A 10,766-nucleotide genomic window follows, 5' to 3' on the forward strand; every position below is an offset into this window, starting at 1 on the left:
AGCCCCGACGAGATCAGCGCACGCATGGCAAAGCTCGCCAAGCGAAGGGCGCAGGGAAAAGCCGCCTACGCCGACGCTAAATCCCGCGACAGCTAATCGATGGCGGTTTCCTGACCACGCTTACGTGATGTCGGCCTGCCGTTGCGGTAAACACTTGCCCGTTTTCGGCAACATCTTACCTCTCCTCGCCGTCTATACTCATCCCGCGTTGCGTCATCGACTCGTGGGGATCGCATACGGCGGAACCCTGCGAGCCATCCTCTTTAGATTTGGGGCTGGTGAAGTGGCAGAATGGTCCGATCAGTTCCGAAAAGAAGGCGAAGCGCTGTCGCCAACGGTTCGCGCAGCCGAATATGTACGGATGTCGACCGATCACCAGCGTTACTCCACCGAGAATCAAGGTGAGGCCATCCGCCGGTACGCTGAGGCTCGCGGAATTGAGATCGTCCGAACCTATGCCGACGCCGGAAAGAGTGGATTGCGCATCGATGGTCGGGACGCCCTGAAGCAGCTGATCGAAGATGTTCAAACCGGCGCCACAGATTTCACAATGGTCCTGGTCTATGATGTCAGTCGCTGGGGCCGGTTTCAGGACGCCGACGAGAGCGCCTACTATGAATATATCTGCAAGCGGGCGGGGATCGCCGTCGAATATTGCGCGGAGCAGTTCGACAATGACGGCAGCCCGGTTTCGACGATCGTAAAGGGCGTCAAACGGGCGATGGCTGGCGAGTACAGCCGCGAACTGTCGGCAAAGGTCTTCGCTGGGCAAGGCCGACTAATCGAAAAAGGATTCCGTCAAGGCGGCGGCGCGGGTTTCGGGCTTCGGCGGACGCTCGTTGACGAGCACGGTCAGGTGAAGGCCGTGCTGAAGCGCGGAGAACATAAGAGCATTCAAACCGATCGCGTTATTCTCACTCTGGGCCCGAGCGAGGAAGTCGAGGTCGTTCGGGATGTCTATCGGGCCTTCGTTCATGAAGGACAGACTGAGGCTCAAATCGCGGACGGCCTCAATCGCCGCGGAATCCGTACTGACCTCGATCGTCCATGGACTCGGGGCACAGTCCATCAGGTGCTGATCAACGAGAAATATGTCGGCGACAATGTCTGGAACCGGCAATCCTTCAAGCTCAAGAAAAAGCGCGTTCGAAACGATCCGGGCATCTGGATCCGGGCGGAGGGCGCCTTTGATGCGATCGTCGAGCGCGATCTATACGAAGCGGCGCGCTCCATTATCGGGGCGCGTTCATTCCGCCTTAGCGACGAAGAGATGCTCGGCGCACTTCGCGATCTATACGAACGCCGGGGACTACTCTCCGGCCTTATCATCGACGAATCCGACGGAATGGCCTCGAGCAGTGCTTATGGGTCGCGGTTCGGAAGCCTGCTGCAAGCTTATAGCTTGGTGGGTTATCGGCCAGACCACGATTACCGTTATATTGAGATCAACCGAGCCCTTCGACGCCTGCACCCGGACGTGGTGAAGAGTGTTCTGGAGGGTCTGGTCGAGATGGGAAGTGTCGTCGGCGAAGACGAAAAAGGAGAGCGGCTTCTCGTCAACGGCGAGTTCAGCCTGTCGATAGTCATAGCCCGTTGCACATCCACGCCGACGGGCTTGCTGCGCTGGAAGCCTCGGTTCGACACCGCCCTTCTCCCGGACATTACCATCGTCGTTCGGATGGACCGAATGAACCGGCGACCGCTCGATTATTATCTGTTTCCCCGCATCGATCTCGCGGCGCGACGGCTACGGCTGGCGGAGGACAATGGATTGGGTCTCGATGCCTATCGGTTCGAGTGCCTCGATTATCTATACCATATCGCGGCGCCGGTGCCGCTGAGCGAGGTCGCATGAGCGGTGTGTCACGCCCCCAGCATATAGAGATGATCCCGTTATCCCGGATCAATGTTCTGAACCCCCGCGGGCGGAACAAGCGTCAGCACCGCGAGATTGTCGACAATATCGAGGCGATCGGTTTGAAGCGCCCCATCACGGTGAGCCGAAGGGCTGGAAGTGGGGGGCTCGTATATGACCTCGTCTGCGGCGAGGGACGTCTGGAGGCATTCCAGATGCTCGGAGAAGAGGAAATACCTGCGGTCGTGATCGAGGCGACCGAGAGCGAGTGCCTCGTCATGAGCCTCGTCGAAAACATCGCGCGACGGCATCACAGACCAATCGATCTCATCCGCGAGGTTGGCGAACTCAGGAAGCGGGGACACACCGAAACGGCGATCGCGGAAAAAATCGGCGTGTCGGCATCTTGGGTAAATCTGGTTCTCAACTTGATCTCGCGTGGTGAGGAGCGACTCCTCTCGGCGGTAGAGACCGGGCTTATTCCCATCACATTGGCGATCGAAATTTCACGCGCGGAGTCGGACGAGGCGCAGCGAATATTGCTCGACGCATACGAAAAAGGCGATCTGCGAGGGAAGAAGCTGACGGCGGTTCGGCGATTGCTGGAAGCGCGTCTCGAAGCCCGTAATAAGGGCCTTCCAGATGGGAGGCTCGGCCGCAAACGGACGTCGCGTCGGCTGACCGCCAGTCAGTTGATGGAAATTTACCAGCGCGAAGCAGAGAAGCAGCGACTGTTGGTCAAGAAATCCGAGTTCGCGCAAACTCGCCTGCTTTTCGTCGTCGAGGCAATGAAGGAATTGCTGGCTGACGACGGGTTCCACACGATGCTGCGCGCTGAGAGCCTTGATCAGGTTCCGCGCTGGCTTGAACTAAGGATGGCAGGTCATGCAGCCGATTGATGAGGGCCGAGTTCGCGCGGCATTCGACAGGGACTTTGCCACTGTACCGATCGCCGCGATCGTGCCGCTCAAAAGCTTGCGGCAGGGCGCACTCGAAAGCGGAAAATACGGGCAAATATTGAGTTCGATAAAAGCAATTGGGCTGGTCGAGGCGCCAGCTGTGATCGCCGCGCCGGGAAACGATCAGCGCTATTACCTTCTCGACGGCCATTTGCGGATCGAAGCCCTCAAGCAACTTGGCATAGAAGAAGTCGAATGCCTGCTCGCGACGGAGGAAGACACCTACACATACAACAAGCGTATCAGCCGTCTTCCGCCCGTTCAGGAACACAGGATGATCGTGCGAGCTGTCGAACGAGGTGTCGCGCCGGCGCAGATAGCGGAAGCACTCGGCCTTGAGGCTGATACGATCGTGAAGCGCTTCCGGCTGTTGGATGGAATTAGCCCCGACGTGGCGGAGAAGCTGAAAGAGACGAATTGCTCGATCAAGGTGTTCGATATTCTGAGGCGCATGTCTCCCATTCGCCAGATCGAAGCCGCCGATCTCATGGCTGGGCAGAACAATTTCAGTTCGGTTTTTGCGAGCGCTCTCCTCGCCGCGACGTCACCCGACCAGTTGGTCAAGCATAAGGGCAGGCCGGGGCGAACACCCACACCCGACGGGCAGCAGATCGCACGTATGGAGCGTGAGCTTGCGGTCCTTCAGAGCCGGATCACGTCGGTCGAAGACAGCTATGGCATAGATAATCTGCATTTGACGCTCGCACGCGGCTATCTGTCGAAGCTACTAGCCAACCCGAACGTCGCGCGCTGGCTCACGCTGCATCGTCAAGAATATCTCGCCGAATTCGAACGCATCGCCGAGATCGAGACCTTGGGGGTGGTTGCCGAGCCCGCGTCGCAGCAACATTTGGCCACCGTTTAGCCGATAGGACTCGCGCCGCTTGTCCGGAACGGGCGAGCGGCGCGCGATTTTTTGCCCATTGATCGGGGCGGCGGCTTGTCGCCGCCGCCCGCATCATTACGCGGCCTCGCGCTGCAGTTCCACTTCGATGCGCGCCATCGCGGCACCGACCCCGCTACGCTCGGTGTATGCGGTAGGCGGAAAGGCCATCCACTTCGGCACCCATCCTTCGACCTTGGCGCGGCCATTGCTGCCGTCCAGATGATCGCGAACGATCGCCTTCAAGGTCGCGCCCTTCTCATTGGCATTGGCGGCGGCGACCTCGGCTCCGCCGACCTCGGCGACCAGCGCGGTCAACACCTCCTTGTCGCGAAGACCGGCAAAGAAAGCGTCGTCGGCGCTCCACCATGCAGTCATGTCGATACCGATATGGAGACCCACCGCCTCGATGGCCGCGCTCCCGGCGAACAGCGTCTCACCCATGACGATAGCAATGACGTCCATTACCGCTCGGTCGGGCAGGTCAAGCAGTCGCTGGAACAGGTCGGCAAGCGATATGGAGTTGCCGCCAGTCACCGTTGGTTCCTCGGCATCGAAACCGAGCAGCGCCAGCACCGCGCGCCGCTTCTCGTCGAACACCGTCTCGGCACGACTGACCTCGACGCTCTCGCGCACATCGTCGTCCTTCGCCGACTGCGGCTCGACCCGCACATTCCAGAGCGGTGATCCCGCGACGGCATGCGCGACCATCAAACGCAGCGCAACAGCCGGATGGCCGGTCAGCTCGGCGCGCACGGCGGCATGGCGATGAAGATCGACATAGGACTGCATCCGCGAAGCCATTTCGGGACGCGGCGCCTTGGGCGCGGCTTCGATCTTCTCGCCCTTTTCAAGCCGTGCCGCTTCCTTGGCGGTGACATAGCCCTCATGGATATCGACCTCGCCGCTATCGCGGACCTCGATATAGACACGCCCGCCCTTGCGCTTCGCCGCGTGGCGATGTTCCCATTCGCGAAAATAGTCGCCCTTGGGCAGGACGACGACCTCGTTCCACCCCTCGTCCAGAAAGCGCGCCCGCCGCTCCTCGACGGCGGCAAGCTGCGCGGTCCAGAAGGCATCGCTGTCCGCGAAATAGCGATCATCCCCGAACAGGTCGGCAATGATCGCGAGGCCGCTCGCCTCGACGTCGAAAAGCGCATGGGCCGCACTGATCGCGCCGCCGCCGAACAGCCAATTCTTGAGCTGCTGCCCCTGCGGACAATAGGCATCCGTGTCGTCAAACAGCGCCAGCCATGCGCGCTGCTGCGACTTGGACGCCATCGTCAGGTGCCGTACCGTGCCCGCGCTGATCTTCTCCTTCGCGTAGAGCGAGCGGATGCGCGGCAACAGATTGCCGAGCGCGAGGATGCGCTTCACCATTGCCTCGGGCATTCCGAACGTGTCGGAAATGTCAGAAACGCTCCGGCCCTCGCGGACCAGCCGCGTATAGGTGACCCATTGGGTGACCTCGTCCGCATCGCGCCGCGCCACATTCTCGATCAACGAGGCTTCGAGTGCGGCGGCATCGTCGCCTTCTTCGAGGATCGCACAGGGCAGCGGCTCGGCATCGCCCTTTTCGCTGGCAACAATGGTAGCCGCCGTGAAGCGCCGCGCTCCCGCCACGATCTCGAACGCACCCTCGGCGCAGTTTGGCCGGACGATCAGTGGAACGAGAACACCGCGCGCACGAACGGTCGGCAGAATATCCGCCACATCCGGCGCCTTCTTGGCGTAGCGCATATTGGTCTTGCTGATCGACAGCTTGCCAAGGTCGATAAAGTCGAGTTTCATTGTCTTCACCTTTCTTCTGGAAGGTGCCGGTCCGTCGAGTTTCGCGATTGGGCGGACCGGCTTAGGTTCGGCGGCGAGACGCGCCGCCCGCGTCTGCCTCAGCCCTCGGACTTCGGAAGTTCTTCGCCACGCGCGGCACGGCGGAAATTCTGTTCGGCGGTGATGATCGATCCCGCGCGCCGCGCCGCAGCGGTCCAGCCGGACAACGCAACCTCGGACGTAAAGCCAAGATCGCGCTCGATACCGAGACCGAAAGGCAGTCGCACCGACGCCAGTTCGGACAGGCTGAACGAACCGAGTTCGGGACAGCCGAAACCAAGATCGGCCAACCCGAACAGTGTATCGCCATCCTCGCCCAATTCGGTCGCGAGCCATGTCGCAGCACCGACCGGCGAAAAGAGCTTGGCAACCGGCACGAAATCCGGCTCCACCCCACCCGCCATCACGGCAGCACGCCGCGCCTCGTCATTCGCGCGCAGGGCATCATGCAATTCAGCGGACAGGAGCTTGCCCCCATCGCGGCGCTCTTTGGTCTTTCCCATGTCATCCTCCATTCCCGCCCCCTAACCATCAGGCCCCCGGCGGAGCGGGGGTGGGCGGCGAGAACGACCTGCCGGGCGCGGCCAGGAAGGCGGCCCGCACCCGAAGGGCTGGAACGAAGAGGAAGAGCCGCGCAGCGACTTGCGGGACGCCGGGACGCGCCCAGAGGGGAGAGCCGGCCAACCCAGCGACAGACGGGAGGCCGATCGACAACGCCGCCGCGTGCCGCGCGGCGCCGACATGATTGTCAGCGACGAAAACCTATCCGCCGCGCCGGCGGATCATGGAAGAGACGCGCTCTCGGAGCGGCCGCAGGCGGTGGGGCGTGCGTGCGCAGATGTGCTTAGCCGCCGCATCGTCAAGATAGCCGGGCCGAGTGCGCAGCGCGGTCAGGACAGACGCGCGATCCCTGTCGGCGCCTGCCGCCGGCAGCGAGCGCCCATTTTCAACCGCGCACAATTTCCGGGGCGTCGCGGGGGCGGCCAGCCCCTGTGGAAGGGGTGCGGACGGACCTTAGGCCGGCCGTCGGGGAAGGCCTTCCCCTCTTGCCTCGTCTCCAATCTGGCTGCGGTGTCGCTATGGACCAAAAAATCACGAAGCGTCTGGCTCAACCTAATGATGCGGTAAGCAAAAATTGGAGGCATTTTATCGATGCGATAGTATCTCGACCAAAGCACCGTGATCAGCGATAATGAAGCGGGGGGCTTATGGCGTTAGATCAAATTCATCTTCGCAAACTGCTCAAGATCATGTTTCTGGATGCAGCAAAACAACAATCCGAGCTTCGAAAGGATATTCGCGAGCAGCTAGCTCGTGAAGCGGGAGATGGAGGGGCGGGTGGCGATTTCTATGCGCCATTTTGGGCGGATGCGAAATCTCATGTTTTCGGATCTGGCGATCTCTATCAGCTCGTCGACGCCCGGATCGCAGCGAACGGGACGAGAGCCAACCTCTATCCTCAGCTGCGCCAAGGCTTCTTGGTTTGGTGGGATCAGCGGCGTCGGTGGACGAATGAGCCGTTCCGTCCGGGTCGCGCTTTGAAATCCTATTTCCCTTTTCCCGGGCTCGACGCGACTGTGAAGATCGACAGTATTTTGTCGGTCCGCGACGGCCTTGACGCTGAACGCGCGGTTTATCCCTATTTCGCACCGAATCCGGAACTTTCGGAAACCGCCGCTCGACTGGGCCTATGGATGCTCACCCAAGCGTTGCCAACGGTGCCAACAGAGGAGTTCAGAATATTGGACGTTATCCGCGGCCGCACCTTCGCCTTAGACCGTACGCCGCTTCGTGGAGATGAAGAGACTGAGTTCCGTCGCCGATATTCGAACCTCTTGTCGCAGCGCGAAACGCTGCGTCGAGAATACGAGTGATAGTGAGAGATGAGTCGCACTGAATCCCGACAACGATTTTCGGCGACGCGATCAACCGGCTCTCTGGACGAGGAGTGGCGCAAGAGCGGCTGCCTCCGAACAAGGGTAGCATCGCCTTGTCACCGAACTCCGTGCATTATCCATAAGCAGCCATGGACGAGATAGAAATCCAGGCCAAAGTGGCCACTGTCGATTGTTGGTCATGCGGCGCCGAATTCATTGTCGCGCCAGCAATCCGACTGACGCGCGGTAGTGAGATTGCCGAATGCGACGTTGCCGACTTCACGGATTTCCCGCATCTCGCCACCATTTTATCGGACCGCCTGTCGGCGATCCCCAATTTGGGGCCGCTGAAACTTCGCCATAGCGCGACCGTCGACGGGTCCTATTTCAGTAACGGATGCGCTCATTGTGACGCGCTATTCGGCCGCCATTTTGAAATAGCCACACGAAATGAGGAACGGCTGGGCGCGTCCTTCACCGTCCCCGCCGTGGACGGTTGGGGCAAGATGCTGGATGATCTCATCGCATCGGATGACGGGCACCTGTTTTAACGGACAAGCGCATTTCACGGGTTACGCATGCTCATAAAATGTTCTCTATTTGTTCAACCCTCTTGCGCCCGATTCGACAGCTTGATAAGGTGAGTCAATCCGCGGCAAAGTGCCGCGGATTTTCGGAGAGCGGGCGCATGGGACGAGACGGCTTGAACGCGCGGAGGGTGACGACCACTCTCACTGTGGCGCGCAAATCACAGCTTGAAGTTGTCGCGGCGCGCGAAGGCGTGACGGAAGCTTGGATTGTCCGTCGCGCCGTCGAACAATATCTCGACGAAATCGGCGAGGGCTCGGTGCTGCGCGCCGCGAACGGTCGCTGATCATGCGGGGCGCGGAGCTTTTCGCCGGCTGCGGCGGTTTGGCACTCGGCCTATCGCGAGCGGGCTTCGGTCACGCCTTGATGGCGGAATTCGATGACGACGCCGTCGCGACGGTGCTTCACAATAAGGCGCGGAATGTTGAGCATGTAGCGCACTGGCCGATGTCCTTGACCGACGTTCGCGATATCGAATGGGCGACGCATCGGGGCGAGCTGGATCTGATTTCAGGCGGACCGCCCTGTCAGCCGTTTGGCATTGGCGGCAAAAAGCGCGGCCATGAGGACGCGCGGGATATGTGGCCTGAGGCGATACGAGCCATTCGCGAGGCCGCTCCAAAAGCTTTCCTCTTCGAGAATGTCCGCAATCTCACCGGGCCCCGCTTTCGCGGTTATCTTGAGTGGATCGCGGAACATCTTCGCCATCCAGGCGATACGCGCCGCGCGGGCGAGGATTTCGACGCGCATCGGGACCGCTTGCAGGCATCCAGCCGGCCTCCCGCTTATCGTGTGCGCTGGCAGTTGGTGAATGCCGCCGACTACGGCGCCCCGCAAATCCGCTATCGGGTTTTGATATTTGGTTTGGCCGCGCAGCTTGGCATCGATCCGGCGCCCATGCCCGCGACCCATTCACGCGATCGCCTTCTTTGGGATCAATATGTGACGGGCGACTATTGGCGGCGCCACGGCCTGCGCGCACGCGCCGCACCCGAGTTGCCTCGCGACCGTGCCCGGGTCGCGGTACTCCGCGCCCTCGGTGAGGCCCCCGATGGCCTGCCTTGGGTCACGGTTCGCGATTGCTTCCGTGACCTCGGCGACCCCACCGGGAGCAACAATCATGTCCTTCAGCCGGGAGCCCGCGTTTACAAGGGCCATACAGGCAGTCCGCTCGACCTCCCCGCCAAAGCGCTCAAAGCCGGCGATCATGGTGTGCCAGGCGGCGAGAATATGATGGTCCGGGATGATGGCTCGGTTCGCTATTTCACCGCGCGTGAAGCGGCTCGCCTCGTCGGCCTGCCCGATGATTTCCTGTTCCCGCGCTCTTGGTCGGAAACGATGCGACAACTCGGCAACGCGGTTCCCGCTCAGCTCGGCGAGGAGGCTGGCAAATGGGTCGCGGGCATGATCGAGCGAGGCCAAGCCAACTTAACGAGGCGCGCCGTCGCTTAGCGGACCTTGTGGCGGAGCGATCGGGCGCTATGACGGGCGTCCATGGCAAGAAAATCCCCAGATCGAATCGCTCTGGATGCGCTGGATCAGGCGCTCGCGAATGTCGTTGAATCGGCAAAGTCCAATAGCTCGCCAGCGGTGACGCGGCGAATCAGGGCTGGACTTGAGGCGCACGCGTTGGCTACCGAGGCCGCGCGCGCGAGCACCGATCCCATCGCGACGCCGCTCACGATGTTCGATCCCTCAGACCCTAAGACTGCTGGTCGTATGGTCGCGATAGCGCTTCTGGCGCAGCCTCGCGTTCCACTCGGACGGGTGGAACCCGCCTATGGTTCGGGTGTCTACGCGATATATTATGAAGGCGATCATCCGCTCTATCAGGCGATCAGCGGGACAGAGACACCGATTTATGTGGGGAAGGCGGACCCATCCGCTCGCGACGCCAGCACCCCGCGCGAACAAGGGCCGCGCCTTACGGGCAGGTTGCTCGAGCATGCCGGCACGATCGCGACCGCAGAGAATTACGCTCTCGCGAATCCCGGCACGGTGACGCATCCCATCCGCTTGGCTGATTTCTCCTGCCGACGGTTGGTATGCGCGACCAACGCGCAGCTTGTCGCTGAGAAACATTTGATCGGAATGTTTTGGCCGCTGTGGAACTCGGACACCAAGGCATGTTGGGGAATGAGCAAGCATGGCGATGCCGCGAAGACGCGTAAGAACAAGCGCTCTCCATGGGATGTTGTCCATCAAGGCCGGCAGTGGGCGCTTGACCAGGAGCTTGAGGATTCCCTCAGCGTCGCGGAGATCGCAGCGCGCATCCAAGGGGTGCTAAACCGCGTTCCGCCTCGTTCGGACCATCCGGCGTTGATTGAGGAAATGATCGCGGCGTTCCGGCAACAGGATGGCGATTTGGACGTTCCCGAAGTCTCGCCGCTTGGTGATGTCGAGGGACCGACCGATGAGGAAGCCGACGACTGAAGTCGACCCAGCGCGTAGCGCGCAGATGGCCAAGATCAAGGGTCGAGATACGAAGCCTGAGATGCGCGTCCGCCGAACGCTCCACGCGGCCGGTTTGCGCTACCGACTGCACGCCAAAGGCCTGCCCGGCAAGCCGGATATTATTCTGCCCTCGCGCAGGATCGCGATCTTCGTGCATGGCTGCTTTTGGCATCGTCATGCCGACCCCAATTGCAAACTAGGCTTCGTGGACAAAGGGTATCCAGAGTTTAACTGAGGCGAGCGCGACGAAGCCGAGGTAGGATTCCTTGGTTTTGTCGTAGCGGGTGGCGACCCTGCGCCAATTCTTGAGTTTGTTGAAC

The 10,766-nt window shown here is 61.1% G+C and carries 11 protein-coding genes and 1 pseudogene; 9 read left to right on the forward strand and 3 right to left on the reverse strand.

The window, feature by feature from the left end:
- Window positions 1-283 precede the first annotated feature (283 nt).
- The 3 genes from AC58D2_RS20490 to AC58D2_RS20500 are packed head-to-tail and all read left to right on the forward strand — an operon-like array spanning window position 284 to window position 3,679.
- Entirely contained in the window at window positions 284-1,855 is a 1,572-nt protein-coding gene (locus AC58D2_RS20490) for a recombinase family protein (protein WP_497392875.1), read from the forward strand.
- A 29-nt stretch (window positions 1,856-1,884) separates the two neighbouring features.
- Complete coding sequence (locus AC58D2_RS20495) at window positions 1,885-2,754, forward strand: plasmid partitioning protein RepB C-terminal domain-containing protein (protein ID WP_058456036.1); 870 nt, start codon at window positions 1,885-1,887, stop codon at window positions 2,752-2,754.
- Window positions 2,741-3,679: a plasmid partitioning protein RepB C-terminal domain-containing protein gene (locus tag AC58D2_RS20500; protein WP_497392876.1), complete on the forward strand. Its 939-nt coding sequence runs from the start codon at window positions 2,741-2,743 to the stop codon at window positions 3,677-3,679. Before AC58D2_RS20495 ends, AC58D2_RS20500 begins: the two co-directional genes overlap by 14 nt.
- A 96-nt stretch (window positions 3,680-3,775) precedes the next feature.
- Here the strand turns inward: AC58D2_RS20500 and AC58D2_RS20505 are convergent, their stop codons facing one another.
- Both AC58D2_RS20505 and AC58D2_RS20510 read right to left on the reverse strand, forming a co-directional pair.
- Entirely contained in the window at window positions 3,776-5,488 is a 1,713-nt protein-coding gene (locus AC58D2_RS20505) for a ParB/RepB/Spo0J family partition protein (protein ID WP_497392877.1), read from the reverse strand.
- Between the two features lie 98 nt (window positions 5,489-5,586).
- A complete protein-coding gene (locus AC58D2_RS20510) occupies window positions 5,587-6,030 on the reverse strand; it encodes a DUF2958 domain-containing protein (protein WP_497392878.1) in 444 nt (147 codons plus the stop codon).
- Between the two features lie 705 nt (window positions 6,031-6,735).
- Here AC58D2_RS20510 and AC58D2_RS20515 point away from each other — a divergent pair.
- The 6 genes from AC58D2_RS20515 (at window position 6,736) to AC58D2_RS20540 (ending at window position 10,681) form a co-directional block, all read left to right on the forward strand.
- Window positions 6,736-7,401: a hypothetical protein gene (locus AC58D2_RS20515; protein ID WP_497392879.1), complete on the forward strand. Its 666-nt coding sequence runs from the start codon at window positions 6,736-6,738 to the stop codon at window positions 7,399-7,401.
- Window positions 7,402-7,553: 152 nt separating this feature from the next.
- Window positions 7,554-7,955, forward strand: a complete 402-nt coding sequence (locus AC58D2_RS20520) for a hypothetical protein (RefSeq protein WP_497392880.1) — start codon at window positions 7,554-7,556, stop codon at window positions 7,953-7,955.
- A gap of 167 nt (window positions 7,956-8,122) precedes the next feature.
- On the forward strand, window positions 8,123-8,278 hold the full coding sequence (locus AC58D2_RS20525) for a CopG family transcriptional regulator (RefSeq protein WP_497392881.1): 156 nt from the start codon (window positions 8,123-8,125) through the stop codon (window positions 8,276-8,278).
- Between the two features lie 2 nt (window positions 8,279-8,280).
- Window positions 8,281-9,444 carry a DNA cytosine methyltransferase gene (locus AC58D2_RS20530; protein WP_497392882.1) on the forward strand — a complete coding sequence of 388 codons (1,164 nt, stop codon included), beginning with the start codon at window positions 8,281-8,283 and terminating at the stop codon, window positions 9,442-9,444.
- Between the two features lie 42 nt (window positions 9,445-9,486).
- Window positions 9,487-10,425 carry an Eco29kI family restriction endonuclease gene (locus AC58D2_RS20535; RefSeq protein WP_497392883.1) on the forward strand — a complete coding sequence of 313 codons (939 nt, stop codon included), beginning with the start codon at window positions 9,487-9,489 and terminating at the stop codon, window positions 10,423-10,425.
- On the forward strand, window positions 10,406-10,681 hold the full coding sequence (locus tag AC58D2_RS20540; RefSeq protein WP_497392884.1) for a very short patch repair endonuclease: 276 nt from the start codon (window positions 10,406-10,408) through the stop codon (window positions 10,679-10,681). Before AC58D2_RS20535 ends, AC58D2_RS20540 begins: the two co-directional genes overlap by 20 nt.
- Here the strand turns inward: AC58D2_RS20540 and AC58D2_RS20545 are convergent.
- Window positions 10,643-10,766, reverse strand: a pseudogene (locus tag AC58D2_RS20545) (IS5 family transposase); the annotation flags it as partial. The gene AC58D2_RS20540 and the pseudogene AC58D2_RS20545 sit on opposite strands and share 39 nt — an antisense overlap.

This window comes from Sphingopyxis sp. CR5 (genome assembly GCF_059693785.1).